Source organism: Catenulispora sp. MAP12-49, from assembly GCF_041262705.1.
Lineage (GTDB): Bacteria > Actinomycetota > Actinomycetes > Streptomycetales > Catenulisporaceae > Catenulispora.
Genome location: NZ_JBGCCP010000037.1, coordinates 54,430 through 76,792 on the forward strand (window position 1 = coordinate 54,430; position 22,363 = coordinate 76,792).

24 protein-coding genes and 1 pseudogene are annotated in these 22,363 nt (G+C 69.8%); 15 read left to right on the forward strand and 10 right to left on the reverse strand.

What is annotated here, in order from left to right; translation table 11 throughout:
• The first annotated feature begins 28 nt into the window (after positions 1–28).
• Positions 29–1,288 carry a glutamate-5-semialdehyde dehydrogenase gene (locus tag ABIA35_RS40630; RefSeq protein WP_370361483.1) on the forward strand — a complete coding sequence of 420 codons (1,260 nt, stop codon included), beginning with the start codon at positions 29–31 and terminating at the stop codon, positions 1,286–1,288.
• 166 nt (positions 1,289–1,454) lie between these two features.
• Complete coding sequence (locus ABIA35_RS40635; protein WP_370345696.1) at positions 1,455–1,994, forward strand: hypothetical protein; 540 nt, start codon at positions 1,455–1,457, stop codon at positions 1,992–1,994.
• Between the two features lie 117 nt (positions 1,995–2,111).
• On the opposite strand, the gene ABIA35_RS40640 is transcribed toward ABIA35_RS40635, so the two are convergent.
• Positions 2,112–3,197 (reverse strand): M48 family metallopeptidase, encoded by a 1,086-nt coding sequence (locus ABIA35_RS40640; protein ID WP_370361484.1) that lies wholly within the window; start codon positions 3,195–3,197, stop codon positions 2,112–2,114.
• A gap of 151 nt (positions 3,198–3,348) precedes the next feature.
• Between ABIA35_RS40640 and ABIA35_RS40645 the strand changes: the two genes are divergently transcribed.
• The 8 genes and pseudogenes from ABIA35_RS40645 (at position 3,349) to ABIA35_RS40680 (ending at position 9,922) form a co-directional block, all read left to right on the forward strand.
• On the forward strand, positions 3,349–3,522 hold the full coding sequence (locus tag ABIA35_RS40645) for a hypothetical protein (RefSeq protein WP_370345700.1): 174 nt from the start codon (positions 3,349–3,351) through the stop codon (positions 3,520–3,522).
• Between the two features lie 77 nt (positions 3,523–3,599).
• Positions 3,600–3,770, forward strand: coding sequence for a hypothetical protein (locus ABIA35_RS40650; RefSeq protein ID WP_370345702.1), 171 nt, complete (start codon positions 3,600–3,602; stop codon positions 3,768–3,770).
• 38 nt (positions 3,771–3,808) lie between these two features.
• A complete protein-coding gene (gene nadD / locus ABIA35_RS40655; RefSeq protein ID WP_370345704.1) occupies positions 3,809–4,468 on the forward strand; it encodes a nicotinate-nucleotide adenylyltransferase in 660 nt (219 codons plus the stop codon).
• Complete coding sequence (locus tag ABIA35_RS40660; protein WP_370361485.1) at positions 4,465–6,603, forward strand: LCP family protein; 2,139 nt, start codon at positions 4,465–4,467, stop codon at positions 6,601–6,603. The genes nadD and ABIA35_RS40660 overlap by 4 nt, the downstream gene beginning before the upstream one ends.
• Before the next feature lie 96 nt (positions 6,604–6,699).
• A pseudogene (gene rsfS / locus ABIA35_RS40665) lies at positions 6,700–7,113 on the forward strand (ribosome silencing factor); the annotation flags it as partial.
• Positions 7,114–7,301: 188 nt separating this feature from the next.
• Positions 7,302–7,958 carry a histidine phosphatase family protein gene (locus tag ABIA35_RS40670; protein ID WP_370345763.1) on the forward strand — a complete coding sequence of 219 codons (657 nt, stop codon included), beginning with the start codon at positions 7,302–7,304 and terminating at the stop codon, positions 7,956–7,958.
• A gap of 179 nt (positions 7,959–8,137) precedes the next feature.
• On the forward strand, positions 8,138–8,566 hold the full coding sequence (locus ABIA35_RS40675) for a GNAT family N-acetyltransferase (protein ID WP_370361486.1): 429 nt from the start codon (positions 8,138–8,140) through the stop codon (positions 8,564–8,566).
• A gap of 30 nt (positions 8,567–8,596) precedes the next feature.
• Positions 8,597–9,922: a cytochrome P450 gene (locus ABIA35_RS40680; protein WP_370361487.1), complete on the forward strand. Its 1,326-nt coding sequence runs from the start codon at positions 8,597–8,599 to the stop codon at positions 9,920–9,922.
• Here ABIA35_RS40680 and ABIA35_RS40685 read toward each other — a convergent pair whose 3' ends face one another.
• The 4 genes from ABIA35_RS40685 to ABIA35_RS40700 form a co-directional block, all read right to left on the reverse strand.
• Positions 9,923–10,396, reverse strand: coding sequence for an NUDIX domain-containing protein (locus ABIA35_RS40685; RefSeq protein WP_370345712.1), 474 nt, complete (start codon positions 10,394–10,396; stop codon positions 9,923–9,925).
• Entirely contained in the window at positions 10,393–10,734 is a 342-nt protein-coding gene (locus ABIA35_RS40690; protein ID WP_370345714.1) for a VOC family protein, read from the reverse strand. Before ABIA35_RS40690 ends, ABIA35_RS40685 begins: the two co-directional genes overlap by 4 nt.
• Positions 10,735–10,738: 4 nt before the next feature.
• Positions 10,739–11,644 carry an NADP-dependent oxidoreductase gene (locus ABIA35_RS40695; RefSeq protein ID WP_370345716.1) on the reverse strand — a complete coding sequence of 302 codons (906 nt, stop codon included), beginning with the start codon at positions 11,642–11,644 and terminating at the stop codon, positions 10,739–10,741.
• A 312-nt stretch (positions 11,645–11,956) separates the two neighbouring features.
• Complete coding sequence (locus ABIA35_RS40700) at positions 11,957–12,616, reverse strand: TetR/AcrR family transcriptional regulator (RefSeq protein ID WP_370361488.1); 660 nt, start codon at positions 12,614–12,616, stop codon at positions 11,957–11,959.
• 52 nt (positions 12,617–12,668) lie between these two features.
• Between ABIA35_RS40700 and ABIA35_RS40705 the strand changes: the two genes are divergently transcribed.
• The 3 genes from ABIA35_RS40705 to ABIA35_RS40715 are packed head-to-tail and all read left to right on the forward strand — an operon-like array spanning position 12,669 to position 15,801.
• Complete coding sequence (locus ABIA35_RS40705; RefSeq protein ID WP_370361489.1) at positions 12,669–13,820, forward strand: FAD-dependent monooxygenase; 1,152 nt, start codon at positions 12,669–12,671, stop codon at positions 13,818–13,820.
• Positions 13,821–13,874: 54 nt separating this feature from the next.
• Positions 13,875–14,357 (forward strand): SigE family RNA polymerase sigma factor, encoded by a 483-nt coding sequence (locus ABIA35_RS40710; protein ID WP_370361490.1) that lies wholly within the window; start codon positions 13,875–13,877, stop codon positions 14,355–14,357.
• A gap of 4 nt (positions 14,358–14,361) precedes the next feature.
• Entirely contained in the window at positions 14,362–15,801 is a 1,440-nt protein-coding gene (locus ABIA35_RS40715; protein ID WP_370361491.1) for a recombinase family protein, read from the forward strand.
• 321 nt (positions 15,802–16,122) lie between these two features.
• Here ABIA35_RS40715 and ABIA35_RS40720 read toward each other — a convergent pair whose 3' ends face one another.
• From ABIA35_RS40720 to ABIA35_RS40740, 5 genes are all read right to left on the reverse strand, one after another.
• Positions 16,123–16,284 (reverse strand): hypothetical protein, encoded by a 162-nt coding sequence (locus ABIA35_RS40720; RefSeq protein ID WP_370361493.1) that lies wholly within the window; start codon positions 16,282–16,284, stop codon positions 16,123–16,125.
• Positions 16,281–17,663: a replication initiator gene (locus tag ABIA35_RS40725; protein WP_370361494.1), complete on the reverse strand. Its 1,383-nt coding sequence runs from the start codon at positions 17,661–17,663 to the stop codon at positions 16,281–16,283. Before ABIA35_RS40725 ends, ABIA35_RS40720 begins: the two co-directional genes overlap by 4 nt.
• A 1,129-nt stretch (positions 17,664–18,792) precedes the next feature.
• Complete coding sequence (locus tag ABIA35_RS40730) at positions 18,793–19,404, reverse strand: helix-turn-helix domain-containing protein (protein WP_370361495.1); 612 nt, start codon at positions 19,402–19,404, stop codon at positions 18,793–18,795.
• Between the two features lie 35 nt (positions 19,405–19,439).
• Complete coding sequence (locus tag ABIA35_RS40735) at positions 19,440–19,745, reverse strand: hypothetical protein (RefSeq protein WP_370361496.1); 306 nt, start codon at positions 19,743–19,745, stop codon at positions 19,440–19,442.
• Positions 19,746–20,260: 515 nt separating this feature from the next.
• Positions 20,261–20,620, reverse strand: coding sequence for a hypothetical protein (locus tag ABIA35_RS40740; protein ID WP_370361497.1), 360 nt, complete (start codon positions 20,618–20,620; stop codon positions 20,261–20,263).
• A gap of 131 nt (positions 20,621–20,751) precedes the next feature.
• Between ABIA35_RS40740 and ABIA35_RS40745 the strand changes: the two genes are divergently transcribed.
• Complete coding sequence (locus tag ABIA35_RS40745) at positions 20,752–21,363, forward strand: helix-turn-helix transcriptional regulator (protein WP_370361498.1); 612 nt, start codon at positions 20,752–20,754, stop codon at positions 21,361–21,363.
• Complete coding sequence (cutA, locus tag ABIA35_RS40750) at positions 21,353–21,703, forward strand: divalent-cation tolerance protein CutA (protein ID WP_370361499.1); 351 nt, start codon at positions 21,353–21,355, stop codon at positions 21,701–21,703. Before ABIA35_RS40745 ends, cutA begins: the two co-directional genes overlap by 11 nt.
• The last annotated feature ends 660 nt before the right edge of the window (positions 21,704–22,363 follow it).

Consider the following 22,363-nt stretch of genomic DNA (forward strand, 5'->3'; position numbering starts at 1 on the left):
ACGCCCCCGTCCGGCTTAGGCTGGACCCATGACGGACCTGCAGACCGAAGTCCTGGACGCCGCCCGCCGTGCCAAGAAGGCCGCGGCCGACCTGGCTCAGCGACCGCGCGGTGAGAAGGACGCGGCGCTGCACGTCATGGCCGACGCGCTCGTGGCCCGGAGTGGCGAGATTGTCGAGGCCAACGGCCGCGACACCGAGCGGGCACGGGAGGGTGGTTCGGCCGCCGGGTACATCGACCGGCTCACGCTCACCGAGGCGCGGGTCGCCGCGATCGCTGAGGCGTTGCGCCAGCTGGCCTCGTTGCCCGATCCGGTCGGGGAGAGTGTGCGTGGGGGTGTCCTGCCCAACGGCATCGAGTTGCGGCAGGTGCGGGTGCCGCTCGGGGTGGTCGGGATCATTTATGAGGCGCGGCCCAATGTCACCGTGGATGCCGCCGGGATCTGCCTGAAGTCCGGCAATGCCGCGCTGCTGCGGGGCTCCAGTTCCGCCAAGGACTCCAACACCGTGCTGGTCGCCGTCATGCGCGACGCGCTGGCCGCCGCCGGGTTCCCGGCCGATGCCGTGCAGCTGGTGCCCGGCGACTCGCACGAGGCCGTCACCCACCTCATGAACGCGCGCGGGCTGGTCGACGTGCTCATTCCGCGCGGGGGCGCCTCGCTGATCCGGTCCGTGGTGGACAATGCGCGGGTGCCGGTGATCGAGACCGGGACCGGGAACTGCCATGTCTACGTCGATGCCTCCGCCGACCTCGACCAGGCGCTGGCGATCCTGGTCAACGCCAAGACCCAGCGCTACAGCGTCTGCAACGCCGCCGAGTCGCTGCTCGTGCACGCCGATGTCGCCGATGCGTTCCTGCCCAAGGCGCTCGCCGCGCTGGCGGACAAGGGTGTGACGGTGCACGGCGACAAGCGCGTCGCGGCGTTCTCCGCCGCCGTGGTGCCGGCCACCGATGAGGACTTCGCCGCCGAGTACGAGTCGCTGGACCTGTCCGCGGCCGTGGTGGACTCCCTGGACGCCGCCATCGAGCACGTCAACGCCTACAACACCGGCCACACCGACGTGATCGTCACCCGCGACCTGAACGCGGCCCGGGCCTTCCAACTGCGGGTGGACGCCGCGGCGGTCGGGGTGAACGTCTCGACGCGCTTCACCGACGGCGGCGAGTTCGGGTTCGGCGCCGAGATCGGCATCTCCACGCAGAAGACCCACGCGCGCGGCCCGATGGGGCTGCCCGAGCTCACCTCGACGAAGTACCTCATGGTCGGCGACGGCCAGATCCGCGAGTGAGTCGCCGCTGAGACCCGCCGCTGAGACGCCCGCTGAGACCCCTCACGTCCGGCGCCCGGAATCAGGTGTGCAACGGGGCCGGATCAAGTAGCCTTTCGCCCATCATGTCCGTGTCGCGGCCCGGGGGAAGTGGGCTGTGCCTTAGAGGGTTTGGGGAAGGCCGTCCGTGGCCGAGGACAAGAACCAGGACCAGAACGCGGAGGACCCCGGCGACGCGCCGATATTCTCCGCGCAGGAGTGGGAAGAGTTCGAGCGCTCCTTCACCAAGGAGTCGACGAAGGCCGCGACCTTCAAGGAGCCCTCGGCGCGGCAGCGTGAGCTCAGCGAGAAGTGGAAGCGCCAGGGTCCGCGGGACGGCGGCTGGCGGACCGACGGCACCCCGACAGACCTCGCCGACGCCCCCGCGCCGGTCCGGGAGCGGGGCGCGCCGGTCGACTACGGCACCGGGCGGCGCCGGCGCTGGCGGCGGAACGTGGCCTGGGTGGTCCTGGCCGCGCTGGTGACCTCGGCGATCATCGGGGTGCCGCGGCTGTTCTCGTCCTCGAAGGGTGGGAACGGCCGGAACCCGAACATGCCCCCCGCTTCCGGTACCCCGGACGGCTCAAGCGCGGGAACCAGCGCGAGTGCGGCCGGGCCGGTCTCCGGCGGGGACTCGCTGCGCTTCTCGGTCGCGGGCCTGGACTACCAGCTGGTGATGAAGGCCTGACACGCGGCAGGCCCCGGTTCCAACGGGAACCGGGGCCATCGCGTGCGAAATGCTGAACACCGAACTCCAAACGCTGAACACCGAACCCTCACCGCATCAGGGCTCAGTTCTCAGGGCTCAGTCCTCAGCGCCCTCCTCCGCGCCCTCCTCCGCGCCGTCGGGGCCCCGGTTCGGCCCCCACTTGCGGTACATCGTCTCGCCGATCCGGCTGCCGACCCCGGCCACCTCGTCGGCGAACCCGCGCACCTTCGTCAGCAGCGGGTCGGTGGTCTTCTCGAAGTTCTCCTTGTACTGGCTCGCCGCCGCCTTGGCCTCCTCGCGGACGCTGGCCTGCGGGTCTTCCTCGCGCCGCGGGTAGGTGCCGCCCATCACGCGCTGGTAGTCCCCGGCCTCGACCCAGCGGGTGAGCTCCAGGGCGCGGATCGAGGTGTACGGGTGGGTGCGCTCGCGCAGGCTCATCAGCTTCAGGATCGACTCGCGCATGCCGCCGCCGCCCTCGTGCTCGCGGGCCTGCTCCAGGAACGCGATCGGGTTCATCTCGGCCAGGTGCGAGCCGCCGGCCAGCTTCATCAGGGAGCGCATGGCGGCGTCCAGGTCCTGCTCGACCAGCAGGCCGGCGCGGTCGCAGGACAGCTCGGCCTTGCGGAACCACTCCAGCAGGGCGTTGATGAACATGTCGATGCCCCACTTGCCGATCGGCATCCAGGCCAGCTTCGTGGCGAAGTTGGTCAGCCAGAACAGCATCGTGCGGTAGACGGCGTGCCCGGAGAGCACGTGGCCGGCCTCGTGGCCGACGATGAAGCGCATCTCCTCCTCGTCCATCAGCTCGTACAGCCCGGTCGTCAGCACGATCGTCGGGCGGTCCATGCCGATGGTGAAGGCGTTCGGGACCGGGTTCTGGACCACGTACATCTCCGGCATGAAGCCGATGTCCAGGACGTCGACGGCGTCCTTCAGCATCGTCTGCAGCCGCGGGAACTGCAGGTCGCCGACCTTGACCCCGTCGGCCAGCAGCGACAGCCGGATCTTGCGCTCGTCGATGAACCCGGACAGCTTGCGCAGCAGCATGTCGAAGCCCTCGATCTTGCGCAGCGCGACCAGCGCCGTGCGGTCCGAGGGGTGTTCGTAGGCCCGGGAGCTGATGCCGGGGAACCGTTGGCGGTTCCGCTCCGGCGTGTTCTCAGAACCTTCGCGTTCCGGCATACAGGAACCCCCTTGTAGACGTCTCAGTAGCTCACAGTAGACCCGGCACGTCCCTTGCGGGTCGTTCCCGTGACCGCCGGTGGAGCTCTCCAAAGAGGGACGCGTGGACCTGCCAATGAGTTCCCTATAAGCCGGGCGTAATGTGGACGCTATGCATGTCGTTAACACGATCTTCCTGGCGGACCCCAGCCCGTTCCCCGCCCAGACCGCTCCGCACACCGCGGGCTGGCTGCGCTGGTTCGTCCTGGGTGCGGTGATCACGGTCGCGCTGATGGCGTGGGCGTGTCTGCGCGGTTACCGGAACCACGACTCCGACGGCGAGTAGCCCGCGCGGCTGACGTGCCCGCGATAGCGGGCACCCTGCCGGGATTCCGCTACCCGGGACCCCCTATGCTGACCTCCATGTCCGCATTCTCCTCCGCCACGCAGGCCGCGCACGCCCTCCTCGCCGAGGGGGCCGTCACGCCCGAGAAGACGCACGACGGCATCAACCCGCCGCTGAACGGCGCGATCGTCCTGGTCGTCCTGCTGATCCTGCTGTTCGTCACCACGCGCCTCAACAAGGATCGGTAGTCCCACCGCACCTGTCCGACCGGGTAGGGTGACGCGCCATGACCTCTCATCCGACGTCCGAGCCGCAGGCCGCCGGGGCGCCCCGACGGCGCCGCACGCGGCTGGGCGTGATGGGCGGCACCTTCGACCCCGTGCACCACGGCCACCTGGTCGCGGCCAGCGAGGTCGCGAGCCTGTTCGGGCTCGACGAGGTGGTGTTCGTCCCGACCGGTGAGCCCTGGCAGAAGTCCGAGCGCCGGGTGTCCGCGGCCGAGGACCGGTACCTGATGACGGTGATCGCCACCGCCTCCAATCCCCGGTTCTCGGTGAGCCGCGTCGACATCGACCGCGGCGGGCCCACGTACACCATCGACACCCTGCGGGAGCTCTCGGCCGAGCGCGGCCCGGACACCGACCTGTTCTTCATCACCGGTGCGGACGTGCTGGAGCAGATCTTCTCCTGGCACAACGCCAAGGAGCTGTTCGACCTCGCGCACTTCATCGGCGTCACTCGGCCGGGCCACCAGCTGGCCGACCCGGGCCTGCCGCCGGGGAAGGCCTCGCTGGTGGAGGTGCCGGCCATGGCGATCTCCTCGACCGGCTGCCGCGAGCGGGTCCGGCACGGCGAACCGGTCTGGTACCTGGTGCCCGACGGCATCGTCCAGTACATCAACAAGCGGGGGCTCTATCGGGACACCCCTGGGACAGGGACGGCATGAGCTGGCCGGGGGAGAACGATCCGCCGAGCGGCGGCAGCGGCGGCAACGGGGGACGCGGCCGGCGGCGGCGCGCCGACAACCCACCGGAAGACCCGTATCAGACCGCGCAGAGCCAGGGTTCCGGCGCCGGACGGCACGGTTCGGGGGAGTACGAGAGGCCCGCCGAGTACGTGGCCCGGGCCGAGCAGGAGGCCGCGGCGTACGACCAGTACAGCGGATACGCGGACCCCGGTTACCAGCAGCCGCAGTACCAACAGGATCCGTACCAGCAGGACCCGTATCAGCAGGGCGGATACCAGCAGAGCGGATACCAACAGGGCGGGTATCAGCAGGGCGGATACCAGCAGAGCGGGTATCAGCAGTACCAGGCCCAGGATCCCTATCAGGCGCAGGACCAGCACCAGGCGCCGGATCCATACCAGAGCCAAGACCCTTACCAGGCGCAGTCGTACGGATACGGAAACACCTATCCCGAAGCGCCTGCCCAGTACCAGAACCTCGACTCCTCGGGCTTCTACCAGCCCACCTATCAAGCGCCGCAGCAGCCGTCGTACGAGTACGACCCCTACGGCCAGGCCCAGGCCCAGCCCCAAGCTCAAGCGCAAGCCCAGGCTTCGCAGGCTCCCCAGGCCCCCCAGACTCCGTCCTACGAGCAGTTCCCCCAGCAGCCCTCGTACGAGGACCCGTCCGTCCAGCGCGTCTCGGCGTTCCCGACGATGCCCGAGCCGGTCGCCGGCTTCGTACCGGACCCCGAGCCGGCCCCGGTGCGCGGCGTCACCGTCGAGAGCGCGGCCGAAGCCGGCGGCAGCGCGGGTACCGGCAGCACCGGCGGCATCGGTGACACCGGCGAGCCCGAGGGCGAGCTGAGCAACTGGCTCGAGTTCGTCGGCCGGGACGAGCGCCGCGCCGAGCGCGCGCGGCGGCGCCGGGTCCAGCTGATCTCGCTGACGACCGTCCTGGTGCTGCTGGTGGTCGGCGGCGGCGCGTGGTTCCTGTTCAGCGGCGACAGCAGCGTGAAGGCCACCGAGACCACGGTCCTGTTCCAGGTCAAGGACCCCAACGGCAACGCGGTCGGCAACGTGGTGCTGGTCGCGGACAAGAACGAGGTGGCCGGCAAGAGCGATCCGGCCGGCCGGGGCGCGGCGGTGCTGATCCCCTCCGAGCTGAGCGTGGAGTCCGCGGCGCTGGACAGCCAGGCGTTCGGCGGTGCCATGCCCGACACCGCGCCGGCCGGCAAGGACGCGCTGACCACGCTGCTCGGCGTGGATGTGGACGGCGTCTGGTCGATGGACGGGCTGACCTTCGCGGCGCTGCTGAACAACCTGATCGGCGTGACCGTCACCGTGGACCCGGCCTCGGCCGCCGCGGTGCTCGACCCGAGCGGCAAGCCGCTCTTCCAGGCCGGCCGGCAGGACATGACCGGCGACAAGGCCGCCTACTACGCGACCTACAAGCCCAAGGGCGAGTCCCCGGACAAGCAGCTGGCCCGGTTCGGCCAGGTCGTGCAGGCCATGCTGGCCAAGATCCCGCACCAGGCGAGCACCACCACCGCGGTGCTCAACAGCCTGGCCGCGGTCCCGGACCCGGCGCTGCCCAACGACAAGCTGGCCGGGATCCTGACCGCGCTCGGCGCCGAGGAGCAGGGCGGCCGGTTCACCGAGCAGCCGCTGCCGGTGCGCTCCGACGGCTCCGGGGTGATGGACCTGGACCAGGCGTCCGCGGTCGTCAAGAACCTGCTGCCCGGCGCGTCCAAGGCCAAGGACAACGGCGGCCTGACCCGGGTCTCGGTGGCCGACGCCACGGGCCGGTCGGACACCGTCTCCAGCCGTGCGATGGCCGAGTCCAAGCTCGTCGGCGGCGGTTACACGCCGATGGACCAGGGCGTGGTGGCGCAGGCGCCGAACACCTATGTGATGGTGCCGTCCCAGGGCGCGATGTCGCTCGGCGACCAGGTGGCGCTGGCGCTGGGGCTGCCGGACAGCGCGGTGCGGGTCACACCCTTCGACACCACGCTCACCGACGCCCGGGTGGTGCTCGGCGCGGACTGGACGCAGATCGGGCAGGTGCCGGCCGACCAGCCGACCACGCCGAGCGCGCCGAGTTCGCCGAGCACGCCGAACGCCCCGGCGGGCTGAGCGGCCCCCCGCCGCGCCCGAAACCCGGGCCCGGTGCCCCGGCGCGCATGAGATCCTGGTAACCGCCCAGCAAGTGACCACGAACGGAAGACCTTCATGACCGCAACCGACCGCGCCCGTGAACTCGCCATCGCGGCGGCCCAGGCGGCGTCCGACAAGGTGGCCGACGACATCGTCGCGTACGACGTGAGCGACGTGTTCGTGATCACCGACGCCTTCGTCCTGGCCTCCGCCAACAGCGACCGCCAGGTGCGCGCGATCGTCGACGGCATCGAGGAGCGGCTGCTGGAGATCGGCGCCAAGCCGGCGCGGCGCGAGGGCGAGCAGGAGGGCCGCTGGGTCCTGCTGGACTACATCGACATCGTGGTGCACGTCCAGCACGCCGAGGAGCGGACGTACTACTCGCTCGAACGGCTCTGGAAGGACTGCCCGCTCATCGAGCTGCCCGAATCGGTGACGAACGGCCGCAGCGAGCGGCCGGCCGGCACGGCGGCGGCGGTCGCCGGCCAGGCCGAGGACCTCGCGCCCGAGGACGGCCTGGACGGCCGGGGCGAGGAGTCCGACGGGTTCGAGGAGTTCGACGAGGACGACGACCTCGCCGGCGGTCCGGGCGCGTGACCGGGAACCAGGACGGGGGCATAGGGGACGGAGCCCCGGCCCCGCGCGGCCAGGAGCCGACCGAGACCGCGCCGTCCGGCATGGACCGGGCCGCGCACAAGCCGGGCTCCCGCCAGATCGTGCTCTGGCGCCACGGCCGCACGGCCTGGAACCTGGAGGGCCGCTTCCAGGGCCAGACCGACATCCCCCTGGACGAGGTCGGCCTGGCGCAGGCCGAGCGGGCCGCCCGCGTGCTGGCGGGCCTCGGCCCCAGCGTCATCGTCGCCTCCGACCTGATCCGCGCCACCCGCACCGCCGACACCCTGGCCCGCCTCACCGACCTGCCGGTCAGCCTCGACGAGGGCCTGCGCGAGACCTACGCCGGCCGCTGGCAGGGCCTGAACGACGACGAGATCATCGCCCGCTACCCCGAGGAGTTCGCCGCCTTCCGCCGCGGCGAGCCGATCCGGCGCGGCGGCGGCGAGTTGGAGGTCGAGGTCGCCGATCGCGTGGTCCCGGCCATCCTGCGCGGCCTGGAGAAGGTCCCGCCCGGCGGCATCCTGGTGGTGGCCACCCACGGCGGCGCGGCGCGCGTGGCGCTCGGCCGCATGATGGGCCTGCCGGCCGAGCTGTGGAGCGCGCTGGGCGGCCTGTCGAACTGCTGCTGGTCCATCCTCGGCGAGGCCCGCCGCGGCTGGCGGCTGCTGGAGCACAACGCCGGCACGCTGCTGGAGCCGGTGATCGGCGACGACGAGTAGGACGGGCTTAGAGGCGCGCGGCGCGGCCACCTGGGCCGCTGATCGCTGATCGCTGGTGCCGGAGTGCGGTTGCTCTGCGAGAACACGTTTTCGGGGCGCGCGCCGGCGGCCTTCTTGCGCCGGCCCACATCGCGGGCGACAGAAGCCGGTTGCCCTCGCGGCGCAATAGCGTCGTCGCCATGCCGGCTCCCGAACTCCGTCCCGCGACCCCCGCCGACCTCGACGCGGTCCTGGCCTTCTGGCACCTGGCCGCCGAGGACGCGCACCGCCCCGCCGACAGCGCCCGCGCGCTCGAAGCCCTGCTCGCCCGCGACCCCGAGGCCCTGATCCTCGCCGTCGACCCGGCCACCGCCGAGCTGCTCGGCACCGTCATCGCCGGCTGGGACGGCTGGCGCTGCCACCTCTACCGCCTCGCCGTCCACCCCGGCCGCCGCCGCGCGGGCATCGGCCGCCTCCTGGTCGCCGCCGCCGAAGCCCGCTTCCGCGCCCTGGGCGGCACTCGCGCCGACGCCATGGTCCTCGACGAGAACGACCTCGCCCACCATGCCTGGCGTTCCGGCGGCTACGCGCCGCAGCCCGAGTGGTCCCGCTGGGTCAAGCCTCTGTGAGCCGGCGGGTTTGTGCGGCACGCTGGGACCGTGACGGCTGAGATCTTCCACCCCGAGACCTACACCCGCGCCGTCCCCCACGACCGCTTCGCCGAGCTGCGCCGCACCACGCCGGTGTGCTGGATCGAGGAGCCGGCGGTCGGGGCGTGGCCGGCCGGGCCCGGGTACTGGGGAGTGTTCGCGCATGCCGACGTCAAGCGCGTCCTGCGCGACCCGCAGACCTTCTCCTCGCACCTCGGCGGCACCCAGATCCGCGACCCCGAGACCCGGGACGACCTGGCCTTCGTGCGCGCGATGATGCTGAATCAGGACCCGCCGGCGCAGTCCCGGCTGCGCCGCATCGTCGCGGCCGCCTTCACCCCGCGGGCGATCCGCCGCCTGGAGGAGACCATCGCCGAGCGGGCCCGCGTGCTCGTCGACGTGGTCCTGCCCGCCGGGCGCGCCGACTTCGTCGAGGTCGCCGCCGACCTGCCGGTGTGGACGCTGGCCCGCATCATGGGCGTCCCGGACGAGGACCGCCGGCTGCTGTACGACTGGGCCAACCGAGTGATCGGATATCAGGACGCGGACTACGCCGGCCTGAGCACCGCCGATGCCGAGGCGCTGAGCCCGCTGGGCCGCGCGGCGCTCGCCGCGCGTCCGGCCTCGATGACCCGGCCCGACGGCCGTCCGCTCAGCCCGCGCTCCCGGGCCGGCCTGGCCGACATGTACGCGTACGCACACGGTCTCGCGGCTGCCACGTCCGACAGGGACGGCAATAGCGATGGCGACAGCGATGGCGACAGCGGCGGCATCGTCGGCCGCCTCCTCGCCGAGGGCCTCACCGACGACGAGTTCGAGAACATGTTCTTCCTCTTCGCCGTCGCCGGGAACGAGACCCTCCGCAACGGCATCCCCGGTGCGCTCCTCACTCTTCTGGAGCATCCCGACCAGCTCGACCAGCTGTGCCGCGACCCCGAAGCCGGCCTCGGCACCGCCGTCGACGAACTCCTGCGCTTCTGGCCGCCGGTCATGCAGTTCCGCCGCACCGCGACGTGCGACGTCACCCTCGGCGAACAGGAAACACCGATCCGGGCCGGCGACAAGGTCGTGGTCTACCACGCCTCCGCTAATCGCGACGAGACCGTCTTCCCCGACCCCGACCGCCTCGACCTCACCCGAAGCCCGAACGACCACGTCACCTTCGGCTTCGGCCCGCACTACTGCCTCGGCGCGCACCTGGCCCGGACCCAGATGCGCGCGATGCTCGGCCAGGTCCTCACGCGGATGCCGCGGATCCGCCAGGACGGCGACCCGGTCCGCCTGACCTCCAACTTCCAGAACGGCCTGAAACACCTGCCGGTGCGCTGGGACTGACTAGACGGTCCCGTGCTCCTCGAGCCAGGCCTCCAGCCGGTCCACGAACGCGGCCTGCGCGCTGTTGATCTTGCCGCGGGCCTCCTCCGCCCCGAACCACTCGCCCCGGTCCACCTCGGGGTACTCCCGCAGCACGCCCGACCGCGGCGGCCATTCGAGCTCGAACAGGTTGCTCACCAGCGTCGTCACGTCGAAGTCCGCCTCGACGGCCCAGGCCGTGACCACCTTCCCGCTCTTCTGCCGCACCGAGCCGAGCTCCACCAGGCCGGCGGTCTCCACCACCGCCCCGGTCTCCTCCTGCAGCTCGCGCACCGCCGCCGTGATCGCGTCCTCGTCGTCGTGATACTCGCCCTTGGGGATCGACCACCAGCCCGCGTCCCGCTTGGTGAACAGCGGGCCGCCGGGGTGGACCAGCAGCACCCGCAGTTCCCCGTCCTCGAACCGGTACATCAGGATCCCCGCACTCCGCTTCACCGCGGCACCTCCCCGAACGCGATCTCGCTGCCGTCCGGGTCGAGATACGTGATCTTGCGGACGCCGTTCGCGTACGTCTCCTGCTTCGCCGGCTTCAGGCCGCGCTCCGCGGTGCCGGACAGGACGGTGTCCAAGTCCTCGACGATGACGGTCTGCAGCGCGTGGCCGGCGTGCTCGGGCCGCTGGACGATGTAGAACAGCCGGCCCTCGTCGAGCTGCCACACGGCTTCGGTCTCGTGCGGGAAGAACGTCGGCTCCACGCCGAACAGCTTCCGGTACCAGGCCGACGCCGCCTCGAAGTCGGCGACGGCCACTCCCGCGAACAGGTTCAGGCTCACCGGATCAGCCTGCCACGACCAGCACGATCTTCCCGCGCACGTGGCCGCTCTCGCTGGCGCGGTGCGCCTCGGCGACCTCGGCCAGCGGAAAGGCTTGCGCGACCGGCAGCGAGAACCGCCCGGCCTCGATCAGCGGGCCGACCTCGGCGAGCGCGTGCAGCGCCCGCCCGGAGTCACCCCGGCTGAACCGGACGCCGTGCTCCTGCGCCCCGAGGAAGTCCGCGATCGTCAGAACATTGTCGGCGCCCCCGGCGAGCTCGATGAGCTCGGGCAGCACTCCGCTTCCGGCGGCGTCGAGCGCCAGATCGACCCCGTCGGGAGCCAGCGCGCGCACCCGGTCGGTCATCCCCTCGCCATAGGCGACGGGCTCGGCGCCGAGCGAACGCAGGTACTCGTGGTTGGCCGGACTCGCGGTGCCGATCACCCGCGCACCCCGCACCACCGCGAGCTGGACCGCGGCGCTCCCGACCCCGCCGGAGGCGCCGTTGATCAGCACCGTGCTGCCGTTCTTCACCCCCAGCTGGTCGAGCGCGCGCGTGGCCGTCTCGACGGCGGCCGGCAGCGCGGCGGCACCGGCGAAGTCGAGGGAGGACGGGATCGGCGCGTAGTGGGTGAGCACCGCCAACTCCGCTTGTGCGGCTCCTGACATGGAGAAACCGACCACCCGGTCACCGACCGCCACGTCCTCGACCCCGGCACCGATCTCGTCGACCACCCCTGCGGCCTCGTAGCCGAGCGTCTGCGGAAGTTCTTCGTCCATCAGCCCCCTGCGCTTCTTCCAGTCGCTCGGATTGACCCCGGCCGCCCGCACCGCGACCCGCACCTGTCCGGGCCCCGGATGCGGTTCGGGCAGGTCCACGAGCTCCAGGACTTCCGGCCCTCCGAACCGGCTGAAACGGACAGCCTTCATGATGTGCTCCGATCTGAGTCTGACTCCGGGCCGTGGTCGACCGCTTGGTGGCGCTAGACGATTGATTCCTGGGGGTTCCGGCAAGCAGCACCGCACCTGACAAGCAGTCTTGCGAAACGGTTCAGCAGCAAGCATGGGCGTCACGGACGACCTCCCTCATCCTGGTTGGCTGTGGGTGGTCGGCCGGGGCGGCCAGGCGCCGCTGATCAAATACTGCGCCGAAGGCGCCAACGGATACAGCGCGCCGGTACCCCCAGTAATCAATCGTCTAGCAAGTCTGGCGCGTCCGGAGGGCCGCCGCATGTCCCGTGATCAGCCGCGCTTTGCCATCCACGGCGCGAGCGCGAGGTCGGTGGCCTCGGCCAGCACCCGGTGGAACTCGGCCGGGTCGTCGGGGCGGTCGGAGTCCTCGAGCAGGACCTGCAGGGCGGCGGTGATCGCGCCGATGAAGGCGCCGGTCACCGCCGCGGCCGTGACCTCGTCGAGGGTGTCGGGGTAGGCCGCGGCCAGGTGGTGCGCGATCTCCCGCTGCGCGTCGAGCTGGATCTGCAGCGCCCGGCCGCGTACGGCCGGCACGGTGCGCACCAGCTTCAGCCGCAGCGCGGCCTGCGGGCTCGCCATCTCGTCGCTCACGGCGCCGACGCCGCGCAGCGCGCGCAGCAGCACCTCGGCCGGACCCTCGTCGGGCCCGCGCGCGGCGATGGCGTCGAGCGTGGCCTGCACCCGCTCGTCGCTCTCCGGGAAGAGCAGGTCCTCCTTGCTCGCGAAGTAGTTGAAGAAGGTCCGGGCGCCGACCTCGGCGGCCGCGGTGATGTCGGCGATGGTCGTCTGCTCATAGCCGTCGCGGGCGAACAGGCCGGTCGCCGCGTCGACGAGGGCCTGGCGGACCCGGGCCCGCTTCCGGTCGCGCAGGGTCGGCGGTTGTGGTGCTGGTGCGTGCTGGTCGGTCACGGCTTCAGCATACGCAGCCATGGCAAGTTTGCAGTGATTGCATATTTGCAGTGACTGCACGTACGCTCGCGGTATGACCGATGTCCTGATCTCCGGAGCCGGCATCGCCGGCTCGACCCTGGCCTACTGGCTCGCCCGCGCGGGGCTGAACCCGACCGTCGTCGAGCGCTCGCAGGGCCTGCGCTCCAGCGGCAACCCCGTGGACGTGCGCGGCCCGGCCGTCCCCGTCGTCGAGGCGATGGGCGTCATGCCGGCGCTGCGGCAGGCCGCCACCGCGACCGCCGCGATGAGCCTGCTGGCCCCGTCCGGACGGCTCGCCGCCCGGCTGGCCACCCCCGCTGCCCGGGGGCGCCGCGACGAGGTCGAGATACCGCGCGCCGATCTGGCCGCGGTCCTCTACGAGGCCGCGCGTCCGCACGCCGAGTTCGTGTTCGACGACACCATCACCGCCCTGCACCCCGACGGGGACGGCGTCGACGTGGTCTTCGACCGCGCCGCCCCGCGCCGCTTCGACCTCGTCGTCGGCGCCGACGGCCTGCACTCCATCGTGCGCCGCCTGACCTTCGGGCCCGAGCGCGACCACGTCCACCATCTCGGCCTGTACGTCGCGACCCTGCCCCTGGGCCGCCCCGCCGACCGTCCGGACGAGATCGTGCTCTACAACACCCCCGGCCGCCTCGCCTCGATCCACCCCGCCCGCGGCTCCGCGCTGGCCGCCTTCATCTTCCGCGGGCCGGCCCTCGCCGACGTCGGCGACGGCGACGGTGCCGGTGCCGGTGCCGACGGCCGCGACCTCGACCGCTCCCGCCGCATCGTGCTCGACGCCTACGCCGGTGCCGGCTGGGAAGTGCCGCGTCTGCTCGACACGCTGCGGGAAGCCGACGACTTCTACTTCGACGCGGTCAGCGCAGTCCGCCTCGACACCTGGACGCGTGGCCGCGTCAGCCTCGTCGGCGACGCGGCCTCGTGCGTGTCCCTGCTCGGCGACGGCTCCAGCCTCGCCATCTCCGCCGCCCACACCCTCGCCGACAGCCTCGCGAACCACCGCGACGTCGCCGACGCGCTGCGCGCCTACGAACACCGGCACCGCAAGCTCGTGGCCCCGAAACAACGTACTGTCGGCGTCGCGGCGGGCTGGCTGGTCCCCAAGACCCGGCTCGGCATCGCCGCACGGAACCTCTCGGCCAAGGCCATGCCCAGCGGCCCGCGGACCCGATCCGCATAGCGGGGCAACCATGCCCCCGGTATCCGGCATCGTGCGGGGGTGAAGGGGGTTGGCATGCTCAAGGGAACAGAGCCGTCCGACGACGGCTTCGACCGGTTCATGGCCGAGAGGTGGCCGCGCGTCCTGCGCTCGGCGTACCTGCTCACCGGCGACCCGCACGACGCCGAGGACCTCGCCCAGGCCGCGTTCGAGCGGGCCTGCGCCTCGTGGGGGAGGGTACGGCGCGCCGACAACCCGGACGCGTACCTGCAACGCGTCCTCCTGAACTGCCATCGCGGCCGGTTCCGCAAACGCCGGGTGCCGGAGTATCCGGTCGCCGCCGTGCCCGAAGGACTCCGCCTGGTCGGCGACCACGTCGAGGAGCACGGCGAACGCGACCTCCTGATGGCCGCGCTGAACGACCTCGCGCCCCGGCAGCGCGCCGTCATAGTCCTGCGGTTCTACGAAGACCTCACCGAGGCGCAGGCGGCCGACGTCCTGCGGTGCTCGGTCGGGACGCTCAAAGGTTGTTTGCCCCCCATGGTGGTGGGACAATAGAGCCATGGGTAAATCAGAGTTCGAAGGCGAGTCGGCGGCGATCTACTGCCGGATCTCGCACATCAAGGACGACGATCAGACCGGGGTGGAGCGCCAGGAGCGGATCTGCCGGGACATGGCCGCGCGGTACGGGTTGCGTGTGTCGCCGGATCATGTGTTCATCGATCCGTCACGGTCCGCGTGGCAGCGCAACCGTAAGCGGCCGGGGTGGGACAGGATGCTTGAGGCGATGGATGCCGGGGCGTTTCGTCACGTGCTGGCTTACCACCCGGACCGGTTGATGCGGCAGCCCCCGGATCTTGAGCAGTTGCTGATCAAGGCCGAGGAGCGGAACGTGATCCTGCACGGGCAGGCTAACCGGCGTGATCTGTCCAACGCCGATGACCGGTTCTTCCTGCGCATCGAGGTGGCGCACGCGTGCAAGTCCTCCGATGACACCTCACGCCGGGTGAAGTCGGCGCAGGAGGACGCTTTGGCGGCCGGGAAGGCTCACGGGGGACGCCGGACCTACGGCTACACCAAGGACTCCAGCGCGGTCGTGCCAGAGGAGAAGGAGATCGTTAAGGAGATCTACCGCCGGTTCCTGGACGGTGACGCGATCTGGGCGATCTTCCAGGATCTCCACAAGCGCCAGGTCCCTTCAGCAGGTGGCGGACCATGGACGGTGCAGCGGGTACGGGCGACCCTGGATCTGCCGAAGCACGCCGGGCTGATCACGTTTCAGGGTGAGGTGCAGAAGGACGCGAACGGCGACTACCGCACCGGTGCGTGGCCCGCGATCGTGAGCGTCGGGGAGTGGGAGGAGGTGCACCGTCTGCGCCAGCAGCGATCAGCCGATCACGCCGATGCCCGCCGTAGCTTCCGCAAGTATCTGTTGACCGGGTTGGTGATCTGCACCAACTGCACCCGTTCCATGGTCGGGGAAAAGGTGGGCGGGGTGCCCTACTACCGGTGCACGCGTAAGACCAGCTCGATGCCGGAGGCGTGCACGCGCAAGATCAAGGCTGTCGAGTTGGAGGAGTTCGTGACGGAGGCGGCGAAGAACTTCCTGACGTCGCTGTCGCCGTCGGATCTGGTCGCGCCGTCGGTGACGGTGGACCCTGCGGACGCCGAGCAGGCCGAGGCCGACGACAAGGTGAAGCTTGCCGAGATCCGGGAGATGTGGGACGCCAAAGAGATCACCACCGCCGAGATGCGCGAGATGCAGGCCAAGATCAAGGCCCGGATGGCCGCCCGGAACAAGGCCACCGTCATCCGGCCACTGACCGCGCTTGAAGGAATCGTCATCGGGGAAGGCGCCGCCGAATCCTTCGACGACCTCACCGAGGACCGCAAGGCCGCCGCGCTACGGTTCCTGTTCCCCGCCGTCCGCATCCAGGCATCAGCCGTCCGAGGCACCTTCGACTTCAGCCGCATCGACATCGACCCGCCACAACTCCACTGACCCAGACACGTCGAAGGGGCCAGACTCGTGCAAGGAGCCTGGCCCCGCCCCACGCTACCGGACCGAACACCCGATAGCCGCTTCATGATCGATTAGAGGTTGGCCGGCGGTGCCGTACCCCACCCCCGCCCCCACCACCACCGCGCCAGTCCGCGCGTGGTCACCTCCGCTAGGCGACCCACCATGCATCGACGCCTACGGCGCGCCCCTTTAAAGCGAGCGGAGCGCTCAGCGGGCACGCCCGGACATTGCCGACCTACGTGCAGCACATAACCGAGGGCCGGACCGCTTTGAACGATCCGGCCCGCACGCGCTCACCTGCTACTCGGCGCGGTCCTCAGCCTCGAACAGCCGCGCCAGGCGCCGCACCGACTCCACACTGATCGTCTTCGGAAACTGCGAACACACCCGGTTGAGGTGGAACTCCCGATCGGCAGGACCACCAGAGACCACATGGTGACGGGGCTTCGGCTTACCGGTCATGCCACCTCACCCCCGCGAAGGCGCTCCAGCGCAGCAGCCTCACGCGCCAGCACCCGAGCCTCCAACGCGTCCTCGTAGACCCCTTCCGCGTAGTTGCTGATCGCTTCGGTCTGCCAGCCGCGCCCCGCATACCGCCACTGCCGTTCAGCGACCGTCTCGACCCGGACCGATTCCCCGCCCCGCTCTGCCGCAGCCTGCGCCGCCTTGTGATCGACCCGGATCCGCCGCAGCGTGCCCATGCCGACAGAGAACCGGCGCGACGCCGACATGACATGACCGCCGAACCCCAGCATGTGACACCAGCGGTCCAGACCCAGACCCGCGAACTCCGGTCGCTGGCTCAACGTCCACGCTGTGTGCATCACCGCAGCGACATGCCTGGTCGGCGCCCACAGACTGATCTGCGAACGGTGCGTGACCGGGTTATCGGTGCCCCGAGCGTCCTCCGTGCCCTTGGTGACGTATTTCGCGAAGTAGCCCGCTGCTCGCTCCGCCGGGAAGCCCTGTGCCGCATCCAATACGATCGGCCGTGCATCCAGCTGCGAGCCGAACCGCAGCACGTAGGAGCCGAAAGCCTTCGACTCCGGAGCCGATATCGACACCGCCGACGCCGCCGAGATCACCGCAGCAGCCAGTACCTCAGAGGTCGCCCACACCGGAGGCGCCTCACGATCCTCCGGGCCGTCCAGGCGCAGCCCGACATGGAAGTGCACCAGCCCACGCGCCTGATACTCCATCGCCCGCACATACTCCACCCGCACCAGCTTGCGGATCTCGGCATTGCGCACCCCACCGGCCCGCGCCAGCCGCCGATACAGCGCCTCAGCGAACGCCCCCCACAACCGAGTGGCCAACGCGTTGAACAGCACATGCCCCGCATAGTCGTAGCAGGCCAGACACATCGGCTGACCGATCAACACATCGGCCGGCTCATGCCGGACCCCGCAGCCCAACGGCCGGTCATGCACACAACGCGGATCATCGCGCCGAGGCCTACACCGATCCGTCGGCCGTGACAGGTCAGGCTTGCGATGCACCGGACCGAACGACGGCGCCGTCAGCGTCGCGAACACCATCGGATGCTCCCGAACATGCTCCGGAACACCCTTGCCGCCGACGAACCCGGCACGCACCAGATGAAACGCGTCCGCCTGATACAGCGCTGAACACGACCGGCACCGCGACCGACGACGGTTCATACACCGCACCACGATCGCCCCACCCGGCGCGTCTACCGAGGAGAACAGATCCACCACGAGCCCGGAGCCAACCTCGGACGTGACCGTCTCACCCGACAACCGGACCGGGTTCTCACACGCACCCACCGCCCGAACCTGCGCATCAACCTGCGCAAACTCCGGATCAGCCAACAACTCCATCAACTCCCGCTCACCAGGTGGCAACCAAGCGAACGGAGAACCAGCCGGACCCGCCGACCACACGGCAGACCCAGCCCCCGAGACCTGAAACAAACCCACTCCCTGAAGACTCAGCGCACCGACCATGCACCGGACCATCAGCGCCGAACCCGGGCAGACAACCGCCACAGGCAAGACGCCACGGGAGACACCGCAACCACAGAAGACAGGAGCGCTCAGGAGGATTCAGAGAGTGCGCGGCGAAGAATCAGGAAGGCTTCGAAAGCCCGGACACGACTGGATCGCCGCCCCGGCACCGGCCGCCACACCGGTCGCAGAAAGTGTTTGCCGCGAGAAAAAGGTTCACGTCCTGAGAAAGAGAAAACATCGGGATGCCCACAGGTGTCCCCGCCAGATCCGGCAGCCAGCGCTACCATTCCTGACCTGACGATCTTACCGCAGAGCCCTGATCAACGCGAGCCGATTAACGCACCACACACGAAGCGCAGAGCACGAGCATCCCACGTCAGGCCCCTACTCCCGGCCATGCCACCCGGAACCGGACACGAGACCGGAGCCAGGGTCCTGGAGAATATCTTTACTTACTCAAGGGCGGCCTTCGGCCGCCGCGCGCGGGCCGCGCCCGCGCCGCCTGCGCTTTGCGCATGCGGCGCTGGGGCGCCGTTCGCAGCGCACGGCGCGGGCGCGGCCCGCGCGCCCGGGAGCAAGGCCTCTCGAAGGTGAAGATAGTTCCCACACACCAACCCACGGCCACGCATACACGGCCACGGGGCACATGGCGATCGCCGACGCCCACCGCGACAGCCCGGCTGGTCTGCTCCGCCGCTCCTGTCTCCGCCCCGCGCCGAACCAGCCCAGCCAGGCACCAGGACACGCCCGACGCACCAGGCAGAACCGGCCGGCGGGCGGCACCGACACCACAAAGCCCTGTTCAGCTGAACGCCGCCCGCCGGCCGAACCTGCCAGCACGGCAAGCCTGACTCGCCAGCGGAACCCCCCGCGGGGCCAACCCCAGGCCCCGCGGCCGAACCCGCCCCACCTAGGCGCAGCAACACACACCCCCGCGCAACAGGCAGCCCGACCCCACGCCGACCGGGCAGCCGCCGGAACCGCACCCCACCCACCCGCCCTACGCCCGCTCCGCGCTTCGCATTCCTTCGGCACTGCGGCGCGCGTCGGCAACGGCGTCCCGGCTTTGCCGACCATCCGATGTAGACACCGGGTTCTCTCGCTCTGCGATTTCCCGCAACCCAAGCGAACACCCCAGCACCTGAGCCCACACAACCAACGCAATAGGCCGGGGAGGCGTATACGCCAACTCCCACCGGCTAACAGAGTCCCGCGAAACGCCAACCCGCCTACACAGCTCTGAAATGGACAGACCCAGATCATCACGACGGCGCCTCAACGGATACGCCAACCGTCGCCGCTCAAAAAGTACCCAAGACTCCCCAGCGCGCGGCCGCACCAGACTCTGCAACTCACCCCGACGATCCTCGATCACCAGCCGCCGCTCAACCCTGCCCGCCCACAAGATCAGGTTCTCAAGCGTCGGAACGTACGTCTCGGTCTCCCACTCCGAAATCGCCCTACCCCGCACCGGCAGACCGATCGCCACCTGATTCTGACTACGCCCCCCACGTGCAGTGCGCAAGCCATCAATCAGCCGTGAATACGTCCACTGCGACCAGCCATCGATCCGCAGCGAAAGGTTCTCATCTGAACCAGACACCTCACCCATCCCCTCTCACGCCCGCACAAGGTCACCCACGACGCCTACGCCGCCTCCGCGAAACCGCCGAATCCCACAGGCAACGGCTCATCCGCGCCAAGCTCCGCCCACAACTCCGCCTCATCCGGACCAGGCCCGATCCACGCAACCGCCGTCCCATCCGCACGCACCGCCCACCCCGGGCCATACAGCGCCGCCGCCAACCGCAGATCCTCAGACGCCACCTCAAGACCGGCCAGCCCCAGCAGCAGCGACGCCAGCCAGCGGGCCCGCGCATACGCCACCACGTAATTCACGCCCGGCCTGCACACCCAGAAATCCGGATGCACCGACCAGTCACCGGCGACCACGCCCAACACCCTCCCCGACTCGGACCAACACCGCCCGCACCGAGGAATCAGAGTGCTCATATGTCAGTGCACCCCGGTACCATCGGCACCGGGGTTTGATCACCCCGCCGGACCGCCCCTCCTCCCCAGGACACGGGCGGTCCGGCTTGCTCATGTATCAGCGCAGGGCGGGACGCCACGGGGGGACCAGACGCCCCGCCCCACGCACAGCAGGCCGTGTCAGCAACCACGAACCCGCGACGAGACCCCTAGCCCCACGACACGGACAGGCCCACCGGCCCGAACCGCCCGCCGCCGCACCGGCCCCGCCCTCCGCACCGTTCCACCCGGCACGGGTCACACATAAGCCCATGGCGATCACTGGTGAACACCACCCTTGAACTGGCACACCAGCTGAACCACGTTCCCCGTCAGCGACGCAGCCAGCCCGCCCACCAGCATCAACCACCGGGTATAACCCCGGGGCTCACCCGACTCGGCGTAGGACCTACCCGACACGCCGTCCTCCCGCAACGTCACAGCGTGCGCACCTTCTCCTCGACCGACCCGCGAGCCACCGACACGGCCTCACAGGAGATCTCCCGCGCGAGATAGACCATGGTCGAGAAGTGAGCGCAGATGCCCCGCGTCTCGGGTTCAGTGACCAACGAGACCCACCCGTTCACGGCCACACACGCCAACACCCGATGCCACCGACGGTCAATGGCGATCCAGTCGGCCCGCTTGACCATCGCCAGCTGCATGCCGTCACGATCGAGGAGAAACGCACCTCCCGGGTTCGGGACCGGCAACACCGCGAGCCGGGCCACGATGCCCGGCGGGGTCTGGGGGAACTCGTCCTGCTGTTCCAACGTGATCTCCGGCTTACCGGTCATGGGAATCCTCACATGTCGCCGTGCGATCGGACTAGTTAGTCCCCCTGAGGACTAACCCTCCCCCAGGGTGGACCTAATTAGTCCCCTAGTCAAGGACTACTTAGTCCTATCGGTGCCGCTAGGCTTGCGCTATGGAAATGCCCGAGGTCATGAGGCGACGGCGCGCTGAGCTGGGCCTGTCTCAAGCCGATCTTGCCGCCGCCGCAGGAGTGGACAAGCGCCAAATCCGGCGCTACGAAGCAGGCGAACAGCAGCCTCTGCTGTCTGTTGCCGTGGCGATCGCCGCCGCGCTTAAGATCTCCGTGGGCGATCTCGCGGGCATTCCAAGCCATGAGATCAACCTTGCTGGTGACTGGTGGGCTTCCTGGCAGACGTTCGTGTCGGGCGAGGAGATCATCACAGCGCAAGAAGTCCGGTTCCATCAGGAGGCGAGCTTGATCCGCGTGGAGACCTTGACTCGTGGCATCGACGTAGAGGGCGGCGGCTACCACTGGAGCGGCGAGCTTCGCTTGTGGGACAACGAGGTGCTGATGGGCTGGTACGCGGCGCGTGACGGCGGGACGCGGTCCAAAGGGACGCTCTATTTCTACCTTCATCCCCACGGACTACGGATGACCGGCCGTTGGGTAGGCCTCAGTTACGACGGTGAGATCGTTACTGGTTACGGCGCCGTCGCCAAGTCCGAGGCCGAGGTTCGAGAGCTGATCGCCATACAGAAGGAGGCGGGCACCCGTGTTCCCTGAGGTTGTAGAGCTGATCATGACCGCAGATGATGCCGATTGGCTCGGGGAGTTCGTCGGCTCCCTCGTCACCGATCGCCAGATCGCATGTGGCAACATTTCCGGGCCGATCCGTTCGCGGTACAGGTGGAACGGTGTGGTCGAGGATCAGACCGAGTACCGAGCCACGCTCCACACCAGAGCTTCACTCGTTCCAACCATCGTCGCTCGCATCAAGTCGGAGCACCCCTACGACGTGCCCGCCGTCATCGCCACACCCCTCATCGGGGGTAACGAGGACTACTTCACATGGGTCATTGCTGAAACCGACCCGCCGGCGTCAAACGAGGCTGTGACTGAATAGCCCAGGTGGGCGCCTTGTGTGAGCACGAATGACTTCCGCTCGTAGTCACGCACGTACGGATTTTGCCGCCGCTACGGTGGCGCCTTCTCCAGACGTCAAGGGCGCTGCGCTAGCCCTTGCCCTCTTCCGAAGACACCCCCTTCGCTCTTGGGGTGCGTGGTCACCGGAACAGGACAAGAGCTCGCGCCTGCCCGTGGACAAGCGAAGTGCTGAAAGGACGCCTGCGGCGCAGCCTTACGGATGTGTCCGCGTTGCCTCACTCCCGCGTCGCCGACTGGACGCCGGGCGATCCACGAACCAGAGGACGCCTCCGGCGGGCCCTCCCTCGGAGATGCCCGCGACGATCACGAACGTCGTGGAGGTGGTTGCGACCGGTCTTGATCATCTCCTCGATCGGACACCACAAGGGTTGCCGGGCACCGCCCCCGCCGTCAAAAAGGTCACTTGACAACGGGGGCGGCGCCCGGCAAGGCATAGCCTGCCCGACCGAGGAGATGATCAAGACCTAGGCGGAGCGCTGCGGTACAAGCCAGGGCCGGGAACCGTTATCGAGCCAGGTCACCGCATGGTGTGCGAACAAATATTCGGCACCGTCAAGAGCCAGACCGCCAAGGCACTGGCCCGGCTGCGCAGGCACGGGCAGATCGTGGAGTTCGCCCC